This window comes from Myxococcus sp. AM009, from assembly GCF_013372605.1.
Lineage (GTDB): Bacteria > Myxococcota > Myxococcia > Myxococcales > Myxococcaceae > Myxococcus > Myxococcus vastator.
Window position 1 is genome coordinate 34,510 of record NZ_JABXEP010000037.1, and the last position, 21,219, is coordinate 55,728.

At 65.8% G+C, this 21,219-nt stretch carries 14 protein-coding genes; 4 read left to right on the plus strand and 10 right to left on the minus strand.

Going from position 1 to position 21,219, the window contains the following annotated elements; genetic code table 11:
• The first annotated feature begins 38 nt into the window (after positions 1-38).
• Complete coding sequence (locus tag HV824_RS12105) at positions 39-479, plus strand: hypothetical protein (RefSeq protein ID WP_176417762.1); 441 nt, start codon at positions 39-41, stop codon at positions 477-479.
• Here the strand turns inward: HV824_RS12105 and HV824_RS12110 are convergent.
• The 3 genes from HV824_RS12110 to HV824_RS12120 form a co-directional block, all read right to left on the minus strand.
• Positions 473-3,796, minus strand: a complete 3,324-nt coding sequence (locus HV824_RS12110; protein WP_176423328.1) for a serine/threonine-protein kinase — start codon at positions 3,794-3,796, stop codon at positions 473-475. The genes HV824_RS12105 and HV824_RS12110 overlap by 7 nt on opposite strands.
• 48 nt (positions 3,797-3,844) lie before the next feature.
• Positions 3,845-5,566 (minus strand): alpha/beta hydrolase, encoded by a 1,722-nt coding sequence (locus HV824_RS12115; protein WP_368738049.1) that lies wholly within the window; start codon positions 5,564-5,566, stop codon positions 3,845-3,847.
• 131 nt (positions 5,567-5,697) lie between these two features.
• On the minus strand, positions 5,698-7,299 hold the full coding sequence (locus HV824_RS12120) for a PKD domain-containing protein (RefSeq protein ID WP_176423329.1): 1,602 nt from the start codon (positions 7,297-7,299) through the stop codon (positions 5,698-5,700).
• A 338-nt stretch (positions 7,300-7,637) separates the two neighbouring features.
• On the opposite strand from HV824_RS12120, the gene HV824_RS12125 reads away from it, so the two are divergent.
• The 3 genes from HV824_RS12125 to HV824_RS12135 all read left to right on the plus strand — a co-directional run bounded on the left by HV824_RS12125 (position 7,638) and on the right by HV824_RS12135 (position 10,585).
• The gene (locus HV824_RS12125) at positions 7,638-7,937 is read left to right on the plus strand and encodes a hypothetical protein (protein WP_176409524.1); all 300 of its coding nucleotides are present in this window, start codon (positions 7,638-7,640) and stop codon (positions 7,935-7,937) included.
• Positions 7,938-8,041: 104 nt separating this feature from the next.
• A complete protein-coding gene (locus tag HV824_RS12130) occupies positions 8,042-8,791 on the plus strand; it encodes a hypothetical protein (protein ID WP_176417766.1) in 750 nt (249 codons plus the stop codon).
• A 318-nt stretch (positions 8,792-9,109) separates the two neighbouring features.
• The gene (locus HV824_RS12135) at positions 9,110-10,585 is read left to right on the plus strand and encodes a discoidin domain-containing protein (RefSeq protein ID WP_176417767.1); all 1,476 of its coding nucleotides are present in this window, start codon (positions 9,110-9,112) and stop codon (positions 10,583-10,585) included.
• A gap of 349 nt (positions 10,586-10,934) precedes the next feature.
• Here the strand turns inward: HV824_RS12135 and HV824_RS12140 are convergent, their stop codons facing one another.
• From HV824_RS12140 to HV824_RS12170, 7 genes are all read right to left on the minus strand, one after another.
• Positions 10,935-11,399, minus strand: a complete 465-nt coding sequence (locus HV824_RS12140; RefSeq protein WP_176423330.1) for a Mov34/MPN/PAD-1 family protein — start codon at positions 11,397-11,399, stop codon at positions 10,935-10,937.
• A 41-nt stretch (positions 11,400-11,440) separates the two neighbouring features.
• A complete protein-coding gene (locus tag HV824_RS12145; protein ID WP_176423331.1) occupies positions 11,441-13,192 on the minus strand; it encodes a ThiF family adenylyltransferase in 1,752 nt (583 codons plus the stop codon).
• Positions 13,193-13,199: 7 nt separating this feature from the next.
• Positions 13,200-14,276: a nucleotidyltransferase gene (locus tag HV824_RS12150; RefSeq protein ID WP_176423332.1), complete on the minus strand. Its 1,077-nt coding sequence runs from the start codon at positions 14,274-14,276 to the stop codon at positions 13,200-13,202.
• Positions 14,277-14,312: 36 nt separating this feature from the next.
• Complete coding sequence (locus HV824_RS12155; RefSeq protein ID WP_176423333.1) at positions 14,313-16,262, minus strand: SAVED domain-containing protein; 1,950 nt, start codon at positions 16,260-16,262, stop codon at positions 14,313-14,315.
• Positions 16,263-16,319: 57 nt separating this feature from the next.
• Positions 16,320-17,780, minus strand: a complete 1,461-nt coding sequence (locus tag HV824_RS12160) for a hypothetical protein (RefSeq protein ID WP_176423334.1) — start codon at positions 17,778-17,780, stop codon at positions 16,320-16,322.
• A gap of 10 nt (positions 17,781-17,790) precedes the next feature.
• The gene (locus HV824_RS12165; RefSeq protein ID WP_176423335.1) at positions 17,791-18,267 is read right to left on the minus strand and encodes a hypothetical protein; all 477 of its coding nucleotides are present in this window, start codon (positions 18,265-18,267) and stop codon (positions 17,791-17,793) included.
• 281 nt (positions 18,268-18,548) lie between these two features.
• Positions 18,549-21,219: CHAT domain-containing protein (locus HV824_RS12170; RefSeq protein WP_176423336.1), on the minus strand; the 2,671-nt coding region annotated here is incomplete at its 5' end.

The following is a 21,219-nucleotide window of genomic DNA, read 5'->3' on the forward strand; positions in this document are numbered from 1 at the left end:
GCCCTGTGATGAATCCAAGTGAGGTGGTGCGCAGTCGAATGCGGCATGTCCTGACCCGCGTCATGGTGCCGGGCCTGGTGCTAGGGCTTCCGTTCGCGGGGCTCATGGTCGGCGACACCTCCGAGGCCGCGCAGGAGACGCTGCCGGAGTCCGCTTCCTGCGATTGTTTTCATCGCGAAGTGAAGGTCCAGGTCGATGCCCACGGACTCCACTTCACCCCGGACCACTGCCTCTCAAAGGGAGGCACCGTGCGGTTCCTCAATACCTGTCAGACGGAGGTGGTCATCAAGGTGGATGGACCCGAGATAGAACCGCCCCTGTCGCTGCTCCCCGAGAAGGAGGAGGACATGCCCCTCATCGTCGTGGGCACGTACACCGTGACCGCCGTGGAGGGGTGCCCCGAGCTGCCGGATGACTCGCGGACCGGGACGCTGGAGGTGGGGACAGACCCTGGCCCGGGCGGCAAGGTGTGTCAGTGAGCTGAGGGGCCGCCCGAGGTCTCCAGGCTCCCAGCCGCGTCACGCAGGCGGGTGCGCAGGCGCAGCGCGTCCTCCCAGCGAGGGCGCGCGGCCAGGACCTCGTCCGCCAGCGTGAGGCCCCGCTCCAGGGCGGGGCGGGGCTCCAGTCCCGCTGTCCTCCGCCACGCGGCCCATTCGCGGCAGAAGTGGCCGAAGGCGACGCGGTAGTCCAGGCGCTGGGGCTCCAATTCGAGCGCCTTCTCGAAAGAGCGTGTGGCCTCCTCGAAGTCCTCGGCGCGTGCGCGCTGCTGGCGTGCGAGCCAGCGGGCCCGCAGCCCACGCGCTTCGCCCTGGACGAGCCACGCAAGGGGCTCCCGGGGGCCGCGCTCGAAGGCCTGGCGCAGGGCGGCCTCGGCCCGGTCGAGGCTCGCGCGTGGCTCGCCCGCGTGCTCCAGCGCGTAGGCCGCTCGCCGGACATGGACGCGGGCCAGGCTGGCCGGATAGTGCGCGCCGCCTGGAATCAGCGCGCTGGCCTGCTGGTAGGCCGCCTCGGCCGCCTGGAGGTCGGGACGTGGGTCCTCGCCAGAGCGCGCGAGGTACGTGGCGCGCTCGGCGTGCGCCTCACCGACGTTGTGGTGGCCGAAGCCCTGCTGGGGCGCCACTTGGATGGCCTGCCGCGCGGCCTGCACGGCCAGCTCCAGGAGGGGCAGGGGCGCGCCGCCGGAGTCCCACGCCGCTCGCGCCTGCTCCAGGAGGACCGCGCTGCGGCCGTTGTGGAGCTGGGCGATGCGGGCGTTGATGCGCAGGCCGCCGTCGAAGAACGCCAGCGCGGTGGCGAGGTCGGGCCCCTCGGCTCCTCCCTGATTCCTGCGCCGCTGGGCGAGCTCCAGGTGCAGCGTGCCGCCCAGGAAGTAGGGCACGTAGTTGCGCGGGTTGAGCTTGCGCGAGGTGTCCAGCGCGACGCGGGCCTGCTCCAGGTCTTCCAGGGGCGCTTCGGCGCGTGGCCGCGTGGCACGGGTGAGGTAGGCGATGCCCAGGTTGATCCACGCGTCCGGCAGCCGCTCGTCCAGCCGGATGGCCTCGCGATAGGCCGTGATGGCCTCCGCGCGGTGGCCGCGCGAGTCCTCGCCCTTCTCGTCGTCGTAGTCCGCCTGGATTTTGAAGACGAGGCCCCGGGTGGCGTGGAACTCGTAGTCCTGGTCCTTCTCGGGGATGCTCTCCAGCAACGCCCTGGCCTGTCGGAGTGGGGCGCTGGGGTCCAGGCTCCGGGCCTGGAGGGCGCGGGCGCGACGCCAGAGGCTCTGGACCTGCTCCATGCGCGCGCGGGGTGGCTCGGGCACCTGCTGCATGGCGGCGCGCGCGGCCGTGAGCGCCTTGTCGAGCGACGCCTCCACATCACCGCCCCGGCTCATGCGGTGCTCCGCCAGCCGGTTGTGGAAGCGCGCCTCCAGGACGCGCGCCAGCCCGAAGTCCGGGTCCGCCTGGAGCGCGCGGGTGACGGCCTCCAGCCCGCGCGTGAATGCCGGGAGGACCTCCCCCCGGCTGTAGAGCTCCATCACCATCGCGGTGTACTCGAGCCGCGCCAGCGAGCGATGGACCTCGGGCACGCTCTCTCCCGTGGCGGCGGCGGCGGCGTAGGCGCGGCGGCCGGCCTCGAAGTCGGCCAGCGCGCCCTCCCGGTCCCCCTGGTTCCATCGCCGGGTGGCGCGGGCCTGGAGGATGTCGCCCCGGAGCAGCGGGGCCTCATGGAACCAGGGGAGGCGGTCCTTCATCGCGTCGAGCTGGGTGAGGGCCTCGTCCAGCCGGTCCTCATAGAAGGCCAGCAGCGCGGCGACGTACTCGGGGGAGGGCACGTCGGCGCCGTGGCTCTGGCGCAGCCACTCCAGCGCGGGCGCGCGGTATTTCCGCTGGATGTCCTGCTTGCGCGACTCGCGTTGCTCCGGGACGCGCAGGCGTTCGGCCTCCAGGAGCTGCTCCTGGTACAGGTGCCCCATCACCAGGGCCAGGGCCCAGGCGACGCGGGGCTCGCGGACGCCCTGGCTCCAGGCGGCCTCCAGGTGCTCGCGGGCCTGGGCCACGTCGCCGAGCGCCAGCGCGCCGCGTCCCAGGGCGTAGTGGCCCGGACCCACGGCCAGCGCGCCGGCTTCGTGAATCTCCGCCTCCAGCGCTTGCATGTGGCCGCGGAGGACCTCGCGGTCGGCGCGGATGTCGTGGAGCTGCGAGAGGCCGGAGTAGCGGGCCAGGGACTCGATGCGCTCGACGCGCTCAGTGAACCGGCGCGAGAGGTGCTCGCGCCGGAGGGCCTCCTGGCGGGTGAGGGCGACCTGGGCGGCGGCGAGCGCCACGGTGAGCAGCGCCGCGGAGGCCACGCCCACCACGACGCGGTGCTTGCGCAGCGCCTTGCGCAGCCGGTAGCCCGGGCCGGTGGCGCGCGCGCGCACGGGTTCGCCCGCGAGGAACCGGTCCAGGTCCTCGCCCAGGGCTCGCGCGGAGTCGTAGCGGGCGGCGCGGTCCTTCTCCAGGCACTTGAGGACGATGGCCTCCAGGTCCACGGGCAGGGCCGGGTTGAGCGCGCGCGGCGGGCGGGGCTCGACGGTGGCGATGTTGCTGAGCACCTCCAGCCCGTTGTCGCCCGGAATGGGCGGCTGCCCCGTCAGCGCCGTGTAGAGCGTGGCGCCCAGGCTGTAGACATCCGCGCGCCGGTCCAGCCGGGACACCTCTCCTCGGGCCTGATCCGGGGCCATGTAGTGCGGCGTGCCGAGCACCGCGCCGGTGGCCGTGAGGCCCTGCTCCGTCCGGTCGCGCGCCAGCCCGAAGTCCATGACGTAGGGCTTGAGGCGGCCGTCCCCGGTGCGCTCGACGAGGATGTTGCCGGGCTTGAGGTCGCGGTGGATGAGGCCGGCCCGATGCGCGGCGTGGACGCCTTCGGCGGCGTCCCGCAGCAGCAGGGCCACCTGCTCCACGGTGAGCGCGTCCGTGAGCTGGTTCAGCGGCAGGCCGTCCACGTACTGCATGGCGATGAAGGCGTGTCCCTGGACCTCGCCCACCTCGTACACCTGGCAGACGCGCTCATGGTCGACGCGGGCCTGGGCGCGGGCCTCGGACAGCATGCGCCGGGTGAGCCCGGAGTCTCCACCCCGGACGAACTTGAGCGCGGCATGGCGGCGCAGCCGTGGGTCATACGCGAGGAAGACCTGCCCCATGCCACCCTGGCCGAGGAAGCGCACCCCCTGGTAGCGCTCCCAGCCGGGCACGGGGAAGACGGGCGCCTCGTGGGAGGCGGCGCGCGGTGAGGGGGCGCCGTCCAGGGTGGACGCACCCGCTGCTCCTTCGCCCACGACTTCGCTGCTGGCTCGCGCTCCCGTGCCCATTTTCGGAGCGTGAGTCTAGCCGCCTCCGCGAGCGCGCAGGACTCCCCGCAGCCGCGCCGTCTGCTCGTCGGTCCAGCCTTCGGGGCGCAGGAGCGCGACCCAGGCGTCCACGTGCTCGCCGGTGTACACGTGGCCGTAGCCGGCGGGCACCTCCATCCCCAGTGGCAGGTCGGCCGTCACCTGCCAGAACGTGACGAAAGGGAGCCACACCATCGCGCCCAGGACATCGTGGCCGCGAGGCTCCCGCAGCCAGTCCGGCCGCTGCAACAAGAGCCGGGGGCTCCACCAGATGATGGGGTCCGAGGGGTGGAGCAGGTACAGCACCCGGGAGTCCCCCCACGGGGCGGACGCGGGAGGAAGGTCCGTTCCAGGGCGCCGGCTGAAGCGAACGATGCGTCCGTTCCGATAGACGGGCGCAATCTCTGGGCTGCCCGCGTCCCGGTGGTCCGTGAACTCGCGATACAGGGTGTTGAAGTTCGGCGGCCCCACGAACAGCGCGCCATCGGTGCGATTGGCCAGGTCCCGCTCGCCGCTGAACGCCGTCTCCCCGCCGTAGGAGCCCAGGCTTTCGCCGAACACCAGCAGCTTCGGCCGGTGGCCCTCGGGGAGCCTGGACCAGCGCTCGTAGACGACGTCGAAGAGCGCCCGGCCCGACTCACGCGCCCGCTCCTGGTCCACCAGGACGGAGAGCCAGGACCACAGGTGGGAGTACTGCATGGCGACAATCGCGGAGTCACCCCGGGTCAGGTACTCGAAGGCGTCCACGGCCTCGGGCACCACCCAGCCACTGCCCGTGGTGGTGACGACCAGCAGGTAGGCCCGGTCGAAGCCGCCGGCGCGCTCGAGGTCCTCGACGGCGAGCGTGGCCCGCGCCTCGGCGTCCGGCGCGGAGGCGTAGCCGGCGTACACGCGAATCGGCTCCTTCACGGCCGCCCCCTCGAACGCGGCGAGGTCGGCCATGGCGGGGCCCCCGCCGACGAAGTTGCGGCCCTCCCGTCCCAGCGACTCCCAGCTCACCCGGGAGCTGGGGCCGCCGGAGCGCAGGGCGGTGCGGGGCTGGAACACGCCCTCGTCGGTCGTCGCGTCCCGCACGCTCAGGGTCTGGTCCGCCAGCGCGATGAGCCCATCCCACAGCACGCCGCTCGCCACCAGCGCGGTGAGCACCACCACCGCCAGTCCACTCGTCGCGCGGGCCGCGCGAGGGCCGATATGCCGGACGAGCCGCGCGTCCAACCGGCGGTACACCGCGCGCAGCCCCCGTCCCGCGGCGATGAGCAGGATGAAGAAGGCCGCCGCGACGACGGGTGCGACCAGGTAGCCCGCGCTGCCCGGGTGTGGAGCGCCCATGAGCTCCCGGATGCGCTGCTGCCAGTGCCAGCCCAGCAGCAGCGCGCCGGACAGCGCCACGAGCGCCGTCACGAAGAAGCCCCGCCACGCGCGAGGACTCGGCGTCCTCGCCGGACGTGGGGAGAACTCGCGCCACAGCCAGGCGCCCAGCACCCCCAGCCCGTAGCCCATGGCCGCGCTGAGGCCGCTGACGAAGCCCTGGAAGGGCCCGCTGCGCGGCAACAGGGAGGGCGTGAAGGCCAGGCACGCGAAGAGCAGGGCGCCCCACGCTCCCGGCAACGTGTAGCGGAGCCAACGGGGCCAGGCACCCAGCGCCAGCGCGGGCCGGACAGCGCGAGTGAAGAGGCGCTCCATGACGACCCCCGCGATAAGGACCTCGATGCCCGCCACGGTGCTGCCGAGCAGGCGTCGAGAGACGGCACACGGAAGGTAGGCCCTGGAGCGGCCCCCGGCAGCACGCGCTCGGCACGCCCGGCTCCTGGGGCCCTGGCGGCGACCAGGGCCCGCTTCGTGTTCGAAAGTCAGCGAACCTCGAACTCGTAGATGCGCGTCGCGGGGTCGCCGCTCTGCGTCGGCGTCGTCACGTTGAGCCTGATGTAGCGCGCCGACGCCGCGGTGATGGCATGGGTCGAGCTGCTGCCGGTGTTGTTGCTCACCGTGACGGGCGTGCTCCACGTGGAGCCGTCGCTCGAGGTCTGGATGGTGAACGCCCGGCTGTTCCAGCTCGTCGATTCACCCCCCGCGCCCGCATGCTTGAGCGTGAAGCTGCTGACGGTCCGCGCCGAGCCGAGGTCGACCTGCATCCAGGCCGGCGAGGCCAGCGAGCAGAACTTGTCGGTGGTGCCACCCGAGACGCTGCCGTTGACCGCCTTGGCCGCTGATTCGCTGCTGTTGCAGGGCGCTGAGCTGGTGGTGGGCCTGTTCAGCGCCAGGTTGGCGTAGCCCGAGCCGACCGACACCGTCTGGGAGTTGCCATGGCTCGCGCCGCCATTGTCGGTGACGGTCAGGGTGACGTTGTAGTTGCCAGGGCTCGCGTAGGTGCGCGAAGGGTGGGTCGCGGTGGAGGTGCTGCCGTCGCCGAAGTTCCAGACGCGTGAGGTGATGGTGCCGTCTGCGTCGGTGGACGCATCGCTGAAGGTCGCGGTGAGGCTGCTGACTGTGACGCTGAAGTTCGCCACCGGTGGGGTGTTGCCGCTGACGGCGGTGTTGATGGCCGCCGCGTACTGCGCGCTGGTCCCCTGCGCGCTGCACTTCTGGATGTCGTCGTACAACCACATGAAGCCGCCGCTGATGCCCGCGCTGGCCTTCCAGTTGCTCATCCGGGTCTGCACCACGGAGGGGCTGTCGCCCGACGCGCAGCCGCTGCCATGCCTGGACCACAGGCCCGGAGCGACCGTCATGCCCATCGCGGTGTTCCAGCTCGCGGGGTTGTTGCCGGCGCCGCCAGCGTAGACCTGGAGGTAGATTCTATCGACCGCGCTGCCGAGGTTGTTCTTGAGGTTCCGCCAGAACGTCTGCTGGGTGTACGGCGCGAAGGTGATCTTGTAGCCCATCCCGATGAGCATCTGGCTGAAGGCCGTGGTCGGGGCCAGGTCGTAGGCGCTCTCGTCGTCGAAGTTCACCGCGTCGGCGCCGGTGGCGGTCTTCAGCGCCTGGAAGTTCCTGTACAGGATGCTGTGGGTGCCGGTGCCGCAGACGATGGTGGTGCCGCAGCCGGGGGCGGTGCCGTTGACCAGTCTGCTCATGCGTTCAAAGTCCGGAACGCCCCAGGCGCCCGTCGACACTTCAATGCGGTTGACCGAGGTCGGCGCGGTCTTGAGCGTGGCCAGGCGGGCCGGCCAGGCCGGATCACCCATGTAGGCGCCGTTCTTGACCACCGGAATGTCGTTGTAGATGAGGTCGCCGTTCTCCTCGATGTGGAAGCTCCAGAGGATGACCGTGGTGAAGCCCGAGCCGCGCAGGTCGTTCATCACCGCGGTCCCGCCGGAGTAGAACGGGCCGCCGCCGTAGATCGCCGAGTACGCGCTGGCGTCCGGCGCGGCGACGGCCACGGCGAGCGCGGCGAGCGCTGGCAACAGGCCGCGGAGAAAGACAGACGGCGCGGATTGATTCGACTTCGGCATGGAAAGTTCCTTTTGCGTTGTGCATCGTGAGTGGGACGATGGCAGGCGATTCGCGTCGATGTGTGAGTGACAATGCGCTCGCGCATACCCACGCGCTCTCCGGGTCGCCACGGGCGGCGGCGGCCTCACACTGGGAGTGATGGCTCCTTCGTGTCAATCTTTGGGTTGATTCAAGTCAGGCGAGAAGGTTCAAGTACAGGTGTCTGCAATGGGCGTGAACCGGGTGAGGGACGGGTTGCGTGAGGTGTGAGTGTTGAGTAGTGTCGATTGCGGTTTGCTGTGATTGCTGTCTCGTCTGGAATTGCGTACGGTCCCATTTCACTCTGCTGGGAGGGACCATGGCCGGACTTTCCGCTGTGCTTTTGATGTCGATGGGACTGCTGCTGGGCGCTGGTGAGAGCGTTTCCGAGGCAGGGCAGTCAGAAGCGCCCCAGGGCGATGACGTTGACTTTCTCTGTGTCGAGAATGCCTTGTATAACTATTACAGCGACGCGAGTCACACGACCTGGGTTGGGGAGACCTATTGTGCGTGCGGCCAGTTGGCGGTGCTTACTGGCAGGCGCACTTCATACGTGGAGGTCGTGTATGCCGAGCCGTGCCTGAGCGAGGCACAGGACGGTGCGTCCGCGGCTGAATGACGGGCGCGCTCAGGCGCTGTGCGATTTACGGAGAGACGAGGCTCTCGTTTCTTCGTGGTTCGTCTAGACTCTCCGTGAATCCACCCTTTCACGGAGACCTCACGATGTTCAGCGCCTTCTCGCGTCCCCTGCGAACCTTCACCGCGACCACCGCGCTCCTGGCCCTCACGGGCTGCGGTGACGATACGCAGGACCCGCTTCCGAATCCGCCCGAGGAGCTCGCCTGCGACGCACAGACCTATGCGGAGGCCGTCCGCAACGCGGCCGAGCCCACCTCCGCGGACATCTCCACGGCGCTGTGGGACATCAGCCCGTCGAATCCGAGGCTCATCTGGAACGAGTCCCAGACGGCGGTGCGCATGGCCATCTGGACCACGTACACGGGCTACACGCTGGGCGAGAACACCCTCTCCCGTGAGGTCTGGGTCACGCCCGCGCCTCAGCTCCAGACGTTCTGCAAGACGGTGCCCGAAGAGAAGCTCGTCGCTCGCCTCAACCAGTACCTGGGACTGCCCCCGGCCACGGAGGGCGACAACGCGCGCTACATCGTCGAGCTGTGGGTCCGGCCCGGGGACATGTTCCGGCCCTGCCCGGACGCGGAGATTGACGACACCTCGTGCGGCCTGCAGTTTCCTGCCTCGGCCACCTCCGAGCACAAGGATTGGATCAACGCCTATTACGCCTCCAGCTATGGGTTCTGGCAGAGCACGCACTACCCCTGGACCGGGCTGGGCTACACGTATGACTGGTGCAACGCCGACACGCGTGTAGGTGGAAGTGAGTACGTGGTTCGCGCTGACTCCATCGTCGACGTGACGGGCAAGTTCGAGCGCGCCATCTACTGCGCGCCATAGCGAGACGGCCCCGGGCACGCGTGCCACCCAAGCCGCGTGCCCCCCGCCGGGCGCCCCCCCTCCTCGACCTCGAGAAACTTCATGCTCGAAAAGCGCTGTCCTCTTCACCTCTCGTTGCCCGCCTCACGCATTCTCTCCATGGCGCTGCTCCTGCTGGCGCCTGGCGTCGCCTCGGCGTTCTGCCTCTACAACAGCGTCAACACGACGGCGAACGTGAAAGTCCTTGGCGGAGACTTCAGCTCCAGCGTTTCGACGGGTGCCAATGCGTGCTGTCACTGGAGCAATACGGATTGCAATCCTGCCGGCACACAAGGTGCCATGCTCCGTGCGCAGTTCGAGGTGGGCACCTTCAACTGCGTGGTGCCGTTGCAAGCAGGGGGGTATGCGTCCGTCGAGCAGGAGGATCGCTCCCATCTGCGCCTTCCGCCCAACTACTACTGCAAGTCCTTCACGCACGACCATCAGCTCATCTATCAGTCGAACTATGGTGTGGGCTTCACGAAGCGAGATGTCCGGTTCCTGGTGACGGGGGACCCCCAGTACCAGAACAGCGGTGACAACATCGCCACGAATCAAACGCTGTCGACGATGGTCAGCGCCATCACCCACAATCCGCAAATCAGGGGCATGGTGGTCGCCGGAGACCTGACGCAGAACACCCGGACGCGGGACGAGTTCGCCTGGTACAAGAGTGCCATCTCGGGCATGAGCCGGTTCGTCTACGATGGCATCGGCAACCACGATCAGCACGAAGCCACGTTCGCCCAGAAGTTTGCCTGTGGACTCCCGTCTGGAGCGGATTCCGCGTGCGTCGACCGCGGGGAAATCCAGAACGACATCCACGACCGGAAGAGGGCCACCGTCCTGTCCCTGCATGGCAATCCTCACTACTCCTGGGATTGGCATGACATCCACTTCGTCCAGCTCAACCTCTTCCCGGGGACCGAGGCTTCGCCCACCCGTCCCGAGAACTCTCCCAAGGACTCGCTTGTCTTTTTGATGATGGACCTGGCATTCAATGTAGGGGCCTCGGGACGTCCGGTGGTCCTCATCCACCACTACGGCTTTGATCCGCTCTCCACCGGCGAGGAGGACGGCAAGTACTGGTGGACCGAAGCGCAGCGCGTGGCCTACTGGGATGCCATCGCGAACTACAACGTCATCGCCATCTTCACGGGGCACCACCATCGCGGCCCCGGCTCGCCCTTCCAGGAGTTCTTCTATCGGCCCGCGGGACGAATCTCCGGGCCGGAGCGATTCCATTCGTTCGTGTCGGGCGCGGCCATCTCCGGTGCGTACCTGGACGCAATGGTGGACGACACCGCGCTTTCGCTCACGCAGATGGATCGACATGGCACGCCCACTGGCATGTTCGTCCAGGTTCCCTTCAAGAACCTGGCGCTGAACAAGCCCGCCACCCAGTCCTCGCTCCTCAATGACGCGCAGGCCTGGAAGGCGGTTGACGGGAACACAGATGGTGTCTTCCCCAACCTCTCCGTCACCCACACCCTGGGCGCGCCGCAGGACCCACAGCCCTGGTGGATGGTTGACCTGGAGGGGCAGCGGTGGATTGGCTCGGTGGTCCTCCACAACCGCACCGACTGCTGCGTGGAGCGCCTCTCCAACTTCATGCTCATGGTCTCCGCGGACGGCACGACCTGGCACGAGTTCCCGCATCCGGGCCAGGCAGGCACCGTGACGCGCATTCCCGTGCGGCGCACGGGCCGCTACGTCAAGGTCCAGCTCCTGGGCGGAGGGCCGCTCAGCCTCGCCGAGGTCCAGGTCTTCGAATAGCACGCGGCGCTCGAGGAGGACCGGCCCGGCGACTCCATGCCGGGCCGCCCTGTGCCCTCGTCCCGCGAGCGCGGGAGCCTAAGGCGCGCCTCGACCAGACCGCGGCGCCTCCGCCTTGGCTCGCCCGTCCGGCAGCCCTCTCCAGGTGTGCGACCGGGATGGGGATGGTTCTCCGGGGCGCCACGCGTACCGGGTCAGGGTCCTACGGGCCCCAGCCGACGGTAGCGAAGTCTCCTCGCGAGGCGCGAGGCGCGGCGAGCGAGAAGGCCGGAGCGCCGGGCAGCCGCTTCCGAAAGCCTCCGCCTATACGCGGCTGCCACGCGCCGAGCGCTGAGCCAGGACGGTCCGTTCATGGGTAGGCGTGGGCCGGTGGTTGCCACCGGGGAAGCGGTACGATTCGCCGTGAGTGCCGGAGCCCCTCCCAGGCCTTCACGCCCTGGGTGCCCACGATGAGAAAGAAGAGCGATTCACCGTCGAACGAGACCTCATTCAGCCGGCGAAGCCAGTCGTGGGTATCGACCCGTGAAGGCGTCGGCCATGGTTCCGGGTGAGTATGCCACTCGCCAAGGTAGAGGCAGGTTCCGTGGGACCTTGCCCAACGGGCGTCGATGACCGCTTGATGGCGTTTGGCGTCGCGATAGAACGTCAATCTTCCGCGCTGGTCTCCTGGGAGCGGGCACGTCACCTCGTCGATGACGGCGTCGTCACATGCTAGCAGGTGGCGGCCCATCATGATGCCACCCGCCTCGTGTTGATAGGCGGCGACCTGGCGAAACTCATGCATCAAGACGAGCGGCTGTGTATCGACCTTCACTCTTCCGCCGCCAGGGCGTTGGAACACAAGCGCGTCCAGGGTCATTGCGTTCCGCAGCAGGCACAGTCCGCCCGAAGGAAGTCCTTCCCAGCCGAGTCCATCTCGAAGCGAGGGGTCACACAGTAGCCTGCATTCTCGAACGCGCGTCTGTTCCCCTTCCAGGAGGCGAGCGTTGGAGTCGTCTGCTCCCTGCTGAGCACTTGCAATGCGATGCGGGAGGCCATCTCCGCGGTTCGCTGGGCATCAAGGTCGGAGAAGGGCAAGTAGCGGCTACCACATCCGAGTGTATCGCGCGTGTAGGTGCCTCCGGGAGTCGCAAAGGCCGCGCGATTCTCCAGCGGGCCTCCGTCATACGGGCGTGAATGGAGGCATTCCAGGCAGCCAGCAGTGGCGCCTTCATTGGTTGAAACATGAGTGAGGAGCGCGTGTCCTCCGAGGCCGAGTGGCTCCAGCCACGTGAAGAGCACGGGGGGATGCGCGGAATTCGACCAGCTCCACACGTTCAGGTCCAGTTCCGCGGTGGGATGGCCCGTCGCAGAGATGACGAGGTCATGTTCCTTGACCCAGGACTCCCTTTGGCGAAGGAGACCGCCGAGTTCTTCGGAGTGCTCCGATACGGAGACATAGGGGACGCTGCGCTCGATTTCGGACTTGAGCGCTTGGACCTTGGGCTGGAACAGCGCGCTCATCCCACAGACATGCCGGTACACGTTGTCGGGGGTGAAGAAATCCGTGTCGGCCAGTGAAATGTGGCCCACACCCGCTCGGGCCAGTGCGAGCGCGATGTATCCGCCGACCGCACCGCATCCGGCGAGGAGCACACGGCGTCGCTGGAAGCCAGTGTTCGCTCCTCCTCTTCGTTCAAGGTACGCACGGTCCATCCGTAACAGCGTGTAGGGTACGACTGCCGCTGTGGCCTTGTTGTCAGTGAACGGGTGACCGCCGCGCATGGCGCTGATGCTCACCCCAATGAGCGTACGCTCTTCCTCGGGCCGTCTCATGGCGAGCACGACGAAGTGAGCGCCCTGAGATCCATGGGATGCAATGAATTTGGCGATGACCTTGCGATGGCTTTCTGGCAGGGACTGTACGTACTTTCGAAGTCCTTGAGTCGAAGCTAGTTCAGCCAACCGGAAGTTTGGGTCGACGGAGAGGGGGGCAAGAGGGACGTAAAGGGCGGCGCTGCTGTGCAGGCCCTTGGTACTTCGATCAGGCAGGATTTGGGCGCAGGTGGCGGCGTCCTCTGCGACGACAAGGGGAACCGCGCCATCATAGTACACGCGAAGTTCTCGTGGCGTCTCGTTGATGGAGACCGAACAACGAACCGAGCGGCCCCGGGAGGTTGATTGCCAATAGGCAAAGGCTTCGCGCAGGTATTCCTGGGGACGGTCCACCTCGAGCATGCGCTCCAGATGCGCTCGGACGAGCATGAGTGACTCGTCCAGGATGCGTTCAGGACTTCTCCAGTCGAGCAGGTTGGCGTCGGACGTGAAACACAGTTGGCTGTCGTCAAAGCGGTGGGGAAGATCGAGTGGAGGCTCGGATTCCTTTATCAGACGGACCTCGGGAAGGCAGCGCGGGAACGCTGCCGTCAGGCGTATCTGGAGCGTGAAGGCATGCCCTCCCACCTTCATAACCCCTACAACAGCTGGTTCAAGGAGCGGCCCCGATTGCGGTCCTGAGAAGGACTGCAGGCAAACCACCCGGCCGCACTCTTCAATCAGGTGGCCATGGGACAACCGCTCCAAGAGCGCTATCTTCATTTCGTGGGAGAGGTCCGAGGGGAAGGGCATGGTGGGCTCAGGCTGAGACCGCGCTGGAGACGATGGCGGGGCCCGCCTTGCGTCCCGTGCTGTCCTTCTCGGGAACGGGGAATTCGTCTCCGAACTGGTCCTGCATCCGTTTGCACGCTTCGACGATGTCCACTTCGTTCTTGACCTGGTCCAAGCAGTCCCTGAGCTGGGTGAGCCGCTCGCGGAAGGTGGTCATCTGGCCTTCGGTCATCTTCGTGAAGATGTCCGTCCCAGGCGCGACAGGAAGTGTCACGGCAAGCCGGTACAACGTGGAGCCGTCCGCCTTCGTGCTGGTCGGGGTGAAGTGGCTGACCATCGTGTCCACGAGGTTCCGCATGGCCTTGAGATCGTCGATGGTCGTGGTGGTGCTCTTGAAGGGGTCAACGGTGACTTGCGGCTTGAACCATTGGCCCGCCGCAACCGTGAGGCCAATGCCGGACGGCGCGTTTTGTCCGTCGGTCGCGAACTTCTTCGTCTTCCACCGTTTCAGTGCCCGAATGACGCGGAGGAATTGTCTTTGTTGCTCCTCGTCGACGAACCGTCCCGCGACCCAGTCCGTGAGCTTCCTGGGCTCGGATTCTTCCCAGTGGCGGTCGTTCTCTCCTGAGCCTCTCTTGCCCTTGGCGATGAACATCCGCCTCGTGGGGCTGTCAGGATTGTCATAGGTGTAGATGGCGAGGTCGACATGGAACGCCAGTTCACCCTCCTTCTGATATCTCACGGTGACGCACGAGCGTCGAACCTCGGAGCCCAGCAGCGCGTGACCCTCAAGGGCGTCATCTACCAGGATCTTCAAGTCGACAGGGTTGAGGTACTTCGTCTTCGCGCAGTTGAACGCGAGCCCCACGTCGATGTCGTAATCCCCCTTTTCCGGGTGGATGCCCGTCCCCATTTCGTAGCTGCCCTGGTTGAAGTGCTCGAACGTGGGGACGTCCAGTTTCTCCTCCTTCCTTAATGCTTCGAATCTCCCACGGAGCTTGCCGAGGATGATGTCTCGTTTCTCGCGAAGTTCCTTGTTCTCATCGAATCGCCTGAGGCGGATTTTGTCATCGAACTGAATCAATTGAGATTGGATGATGGCCATGTTGATTCCACTCCTGATGGGGAAAGGGGAGGTGGCTCACAGTGAGAACAGAGTGATGGAGGTGCGACCTTCGGCGGCGGCTTGGAGATGCATGCACCACTTGTAACGGGGGGCGTCACGAGCATCGAAGTTGTAGATGAAGCAGTTGGGGAGGCCGGTGAAGGCCAGGGCCTGCCCCAGGTGGAACGCGACGCTCACTGGAACCGCGGCGAAGACGTGGAGGCTCTCAATGCTGCTGTTCCCGGCGATGTGCGAGTCAATGGCTTCGCGAATGACGTTCACATATTCCCGAAGTTGTGATGCCCGGCGCACGACGCCGCGCCGGGCCCGCTCCAAGGAGAAGTGCAGGTCCAACTTCACGTTCGAACTAGACAGCACGAGATCGCACTCCTCCTGCTGGACGTCGGCGGAGATGGAAATTCTCACCTGAGCAGCGGTGCCCGAGTCTTTTGGGGTGGCCTCCATCCTGAGTGGTGGCTCGGGCTCCTTTTCGTCCTGGTGCCACATGAATCGGCCGACGGCCCGGTCATACTCGATGACATCGACGTGGCGCGTCTTGGCCAGATATCCGACGAGTACCGCGAGCGCGATGTATGGAAATCCGAAATAGACGATGTCCGTGTCCGGCTCTTCGAGCGTTCGCCGGAGCACTCCGTCACGTGCCGCCAACTTCGCGACTTCTGGCTCCAGGTTCTCCCACTTGCGCTCGGAAATCATTGGGGCCTGGTCAATGCTGATGACCGGGCGAACATGCCTTCTTGCGAAGAGCGTCGGCATGTCCTGTGTCGAAGGGGCTCCATACGCGGTGCTGTATGCGCTATGTCGGATGAGGACCGTTTCACGTGGTTGGGCATCATCGAAGCTGGGTGGAGGCGGATCGCTGAATGGAAGCAAGGCTCGGATGTCTCCCGCCCTTGCATATAATTGAATCGAAATTGAATCGTGAGAACGTTCCTTGAGAGCGAGTTCGGTCCGCGCCGCAGCGAGTGCTGTTCGCATGTTCTCCCGGCATAGGAGCAGCTTTCGGTAGAGGGCCTCTGTGAAGGTGATGGAGCCCGAACATGTCAAGGGCAACCGGGATGCCAGCACGGCGGGCACGCCCTGCCGGTGGAACATCCGGGCACTGCTCTCCATAAACGCTCCCGGAGTGCCCGCATCCCCCCCCTTGCAGGCGCAGATTGTGACGAGCCGAAGCGATCTGGAGTCGCTGGCTTCAAACAGCAGATGCTGCAGGTCGGCCGCATCCAAGAAGTCCGGCTCGCTGTCGTCGTCCTGCTTCGGATCGAAGATGAGACCATGGAAGCTTGTGCTGTCCTCATCCTTTTGGCCTCCGTGACAGAGCAGGTGGAGCGCCGTGACGGGATGCTTTGCATCCGCCATCCTGGCTGCAAGTCGGCTCTGGTTGACATTATGCAGGACATCTTGGTTCGGATCGAAATTTAGGCCTGCCTCCCGGCAGATGTTCGACAAGGCTTCAATGTGCTTGATGAATGGGACGGACCCTCCGGCTTCCGAGTAGGCGAAAAGGATTCTGCCGGTGGGGCGCATTGGCGATACGCTCGAAACGTCGGTGGCACATTCGTATTGAATTAGGCAATTCGCCAATCTCCCCAGCCTGCGTCGAGCTGTCAGGCGGAGGAGTTCCCAGGGAAGATAAAAAATGTCGTCCGCACGGTGAGAGCGGAGCGTGAGGTGAACGGGCCTGTCTTCAGCCAGGGCCTGGACGATTTTGCTTTCGACAAGGGGCCACGCTGTAGGCGCTAGGAACCGTCGAAGCTCCTGCCCGAACTGTTCGAGCAATACGGCTCCAGGTTCTCCAGTGCTGAGTGCTTCGAGTTGGGGCCGGAGTTGGTCCCACGGGATTTGGAGTGTACTGGCATCGCCACCCGTGGGCTTGAAGTTGTACTCCCTGGGACTCCAGGTAAAATCTTTTCCGTCGCCAAAGAACTCCAACACGACCTCGAGAGGTTCTTCCAAGATAGTCACGCGCGATCCTCTCTGCGAAATGACGCTTCACAGAGAGGACGCACGAGGCGCGTATTGTTACCTCGCGTTTCGACGGGACTGCGAGCCGAGGTACCGCGATGAATGCACGGTCATGGGCAGACGAACCGCGGGGTCTCCCAGCAGGACGTAGCTGGCGAGGTCGTGGTACTTGAGCCAGCGAAAAGCCCAGTCCGCCGGGGTTTCCCGCGGGCGCCGCTTCTCAGATTGGGCCACACGCGCCTGATGGGCGGTCGCGCTCAGCCAGCGTCCGAGCTCATTGGTGGCATCAAGCAGCGGCTTCATCGCTGCCCCAGCACGCACTTGATGGCCCAACTGCTCGATCACCTGATGAAATCGAGCGTGCCTGGCGCGTCCCTGGTCGTTGAATCCCAGGGTCCAGGCCAGGTCCACGTGTCCCACCACGGCCAGGGGACCCTCTGGATTCGCCAGTGCCGCCTGGGGAAGCGCAGCGACGAAGGGCCGCTCGCCGGGTGGCGGTAAGGACGCCAGCGGACTGATTCTTGTTGCCTGAAGCGAGGGCAGGTCTCGCAGCCAGGGCGTATAGGCGCTACGCGCGGGCGTCCCTGCACTGAAACAGGCCAGTCCGAACCAGATGCCACCAGGGAGGAAAGGCCGCGACGCGACATCGGCCGCTGTGAGCAGTTGTTCGCGTGTCAGCAGGAGCGCGCCTTGCCGCGCCCGCTGTTTCTCTGAAGATTCCCAGCGACCACTCGTCGGGGTGCCCAGCCCATGACTCAGCGACAGCAACACGGAGGGATCTTCCCGGGAGGCGAAGCCCAGGAATCGCTCCACCGCCGAATCTTTTTCCGCTCCTGTCTCCTCCAGTGACACAGGAGAATGGGTGTGACATCGCCCCTCGAGATGACGCGTCTTCAAGCACTCGATGCACGCCTGCATCAGCAAGCCATGCCCCTGTTCCGTCGCGGAGCTACCATCTCGTGCCGTGTAGAAGAGCAGGTTGGCTCGCTGCGCGGTTGAGGGTGCATCCGCCCAGCGCAGGACCTTGGCGACATAGGCCCGGTAGCCTTCATTCGTGGGGAAGGTGAGGCGGCCCACAAAGGAATCTGTTGCCAGGGCTTGCTGCAGTTCCAGTGAGACCGCATCCAGGTCTCCCAGGATGAGTAGATAGGAGGGACGGTCTTCTTCGTCGACCTTCTCGGGGCCGAATGTCCGGTCCTTCCATTTATGGGCCTCGTCGAATGTCATCCCGCCCGAAGGGCGGTAGACCTGGACAGGATGTCCTCCTTGCTCCAGTTGACGCAGTTCCCGGAGTGGCTCGATGAGCCTCAACAGCCGGTCTCCCTCGGGGCCTTTGGGGGCCACCAGTCCCCAGCGTTGCGCGGCGAGGTCATTCGGACTCGCGAAGTTGGAGCGAAGATACTTCGAGGACGTGTTTCCCGCAGGAATGGGGACATCCGGTATCCACTCAATATCGAGCCCATCGCTCAAGACGGGGTGGTGCGTGTCGTCGTGAGACAGGAGCAATTCGGCGTGCATGGGCAGTGCTCTAGGAATGCGGGGACAGGTAGCGCGCCAGAACCTCCGGAGGCAGCGGCGGCCTCGCATACAGCTCCACAAAGGATTGCTCATCCCGGACGTGGCGGATGAGCGTTCCCAGGTTCTCGACGAGCAAGCCTTTCGCCGCGAAGACCACTTCGGCAGACGGGAGGGTGACGCCCAGTGCCAGGAACTCCGAGGAATCACTCAACGGCAAGAGATAGGTGTGCCGTGAGGTGGCATCACCTTCGGTCCAGAGCATCGTGCCCCGCAGCCGCGAGTAATCCTCCACGCTGGCATGGGCCGACATCCCTCGAACGGGCGTTCCGGGCGGCGCCTCGTACTCATGTCCCTCGTAGGGAGGGACGGAGGCGTACTGCTCCACCAGTTCCCGGGGAAGGGGAGGGCAGATGCACAGTTCGACGCGCGTCTCCTCCCGCACCATGCGTTCGACGAAGGTGCCCAGGTGCTCCGCGACATTTCCCATTGCAACGAAGTGGGCTTCCACCGGGTCCGTCGGCGCTGGCCAGAGCGCTCCAAATGCCACGAAAGTCGAGGGCGGAAGAACCGGGACAATAAAGACGCGTCGCGAGGACGCGTCACCTTTCGTCCACAGCGAAGCCTCTGGTGCGTCCTCGAGTTCATACACCGGAAGTGGCGGGGGCGTGCTCACGTGAGACTCCTGTCGGGTGGATGTCCATTCATCCGTCACCCGACCGAAAGAACGCCCTTGATCCGGTTAATTACCTGGTGCCTGGCACAATGAATTCATTCGAACAACAAGACACTCTCCAGCCAACTCGTGGCTCTGCCCTTCGCAAGCCATGCCTGCCGCTCATCTCGGAGGGCAATGGCAGGAGGCGTCCCGTTACGCATGCGCGCCCGGACAGTGTTGAAGAACTCGTTGGCATCCACATCAAGGATGTCCGATGTCGCCGCGAGCACGCCCCTGGCGCCCTGGTCGAAGAACGCTGCTGGGAAGCTCAGTGGCTCGTGGACGGCATATGTCGTATGCGCGGCCGTGCATGCGGCCAGCACCACGAAGGGGGCTCCCTGGAGCTGGGTGCTCCGAACCATCGACATCGTCAGCTCCGAGCCACTCAGCTCAGGTGCCAACAAGAGGTAGGGGCTGCTGATCGCGCTGTTGATGTAGCCGTGGGTCACCAAGTCGATTTCCGAGGCATGCTGCATGGCGTTGAGCACCCGGCTCGGTGTCGCTTGGTTCCCCTTGAGGATCTCGGGTATCTCGTCCGGACCAAAGTCCGTGCGCCACGAATTGAGGCGCGGAGCATCCGGATCCGCGACCTCGACGTCCGAGACGACCAGATGGCGCTTGATGGTCGGCTTCGGCGGTACGCGTTCCGCTGAGCGCCGCGTCAGGTAGCTCCAAGCGAACTCGGGAGGGAGCAGTCCCGCACGTCCATGCAAGGGTGGCCTGGCGAGCGCCTCGATCTGCTCACAGGCACGCAGAGGCGCCAGGAGCGACTCCTTCTTCACCAGCCCATCGAGCTTCGCGCCCAGTTGGCTGCGCCGTGAATCGTCGTAGTCACCCACCAGCCTCCCATCTGCTCCGCGTACCAGGAGCAGCGTTCGTTCCGAGTCCACGGTCGCAAACAGGAAGCACCGGCCCGGTAGGGGCGATCCTCGCTCACGTGTGGCAAGGTCGAGTACCTCGTCATAGGCATCTCGCTTTCCCGCCTCGAAAAGCAAGGACGTGAAACTGTAGGTCCGCACGCGCCGCGCCACGGGAGTGTCCGCGGTTGCGTTCGCCGCTGACGCGATGAGGTTCTCCTGCATCTGGCGTCCTCGAGCCGGGTCGCTTTCGATGATGAACCGGCCGAGTGCATGGTCCGCGAGAAGCCGCTCATCGGGGGTCGAGGCTGAGTCTCTCACTCGCAGGAGATGTGTCTCATCCTCGGTGTGGCGCATGAGGCGCGCCAGGTCCGACAGGGTGAACGCGCCACTGACGGTGAGGGGACGTCCCGTGGCCAGCGCGGTGTCGATGGCTTGGCGCGCCTCTTCGGTTTGCAGTTCGTTCCAAGCGATGTCCGCGAGGTGTTGGTTCACGGCCCGGCGGGTCTCAGGAGCCGCTGGGTCAAACGCCAGAAATTCATTGAAACGGGCGCGTGCCAGGTGCGCCGCGACGTTCGCGAATTTCGCCGTCTGAGCAAGCTGCCACAGGAGGGAACGTTCCAACTGCCATTCGCCACCGGATCGTGCGTTCGTCCACCCGCGTTCGGCGTGTTGGAGCGCTTCGGTGAGTTGATGACGCTGAAGGTAAAGGCCTGAAAGCTCGATGTCGAGCAGGATGCAGCGGTACTCCAGTCCGGCTGTCTGGCAGTGCTGCCGATAGGCGTCGAGCAGCGCCTGGATGGCTTCGCCACCGCTTCGATGGACTGACACTTCCGCCGCGCGCCTCTGTGCGAGCAGGAGTTCGAACCAGGGGTCCTCGCCCGCGGCACGTTCGAGAAGCGCGAAATCCTCCTGGGATTTACCCAGGAGGACCAGAGTGCCAAGTAGAAGGTCGGACTCCTGCGCGGACCGGAGCCTGTTCAAGAAGTCCGCTTGCCACTGTTCCGAGAGCGCGTTGCGACGCGCTGTGGTCGAGGGTGATGGAGTGGAGTGGTCGCTGTACGCCTTGACGAGTTCGGCATAGTCGCGAGCCAACGGTGCTCGTCGCGTGAAGTCCGCTGTTGCCACCCGGCGTACGTAGTTTTGAAGGATGCTTCCCCTGCCTGCTCTGGCATCCAACTTCGCGGCCAGGTCCAACAAGGCCAGGGCTTGTTCCGGGTTGGAGGCTGCTCGTATCGCGTCGTAGAAGTAGAGGCGCGCGCTGGGCACCTCTACGAAGTGTTCCGGAAGGTTCACGGGCGGCCCGTCGAGAAGCGCCCTTCCCGCTGCATCCATTGCGCGCCAGTGCTCGAAGCCTTGTTGGACGGTGGACTCCAACTCCGCTGCGTTAAGCGCGGCCTCTTCGGCCCAGCCGGGCTCCCCCAGTTTCTCCACGTCTCGGAAGGCTTGCGCCGCCATTCGAGGATGTTGCAGTCCGCGCAAGGCCAGAGCTCGGTTCCACAATGCCTGGGGCATCTGAGGTTTCAGGGCGAGGGCGGCATCTGCCGCCTGAAGGGCCTGATTGTACTGGCGAAGCACGAGCAGCGCGGCGGACCTGCTCGCTTCCCGTTCGGCTGAAGATTCCAGGTCCTTCAGTATCGCGAGGACGAACTTCGCGAGTGTCTCGTCGTTCTGGGCGATGAGGACGGCGGCTCCTTCCTGTGTCTGCTCGGGAGCTGTTAGCGCGTTGAGCTGGCCCGGCAGCGAACCGCTGGTGCCGCCCGACATGGTCTTGTTGACGCGAGCACGGGGCCGGTGGAAGTCGGCCTTTGCCAGCGGTAACCGGGCTTCCAGTTTGCGCTCGGGCCCTTGCGCGAACTGCGGGGGG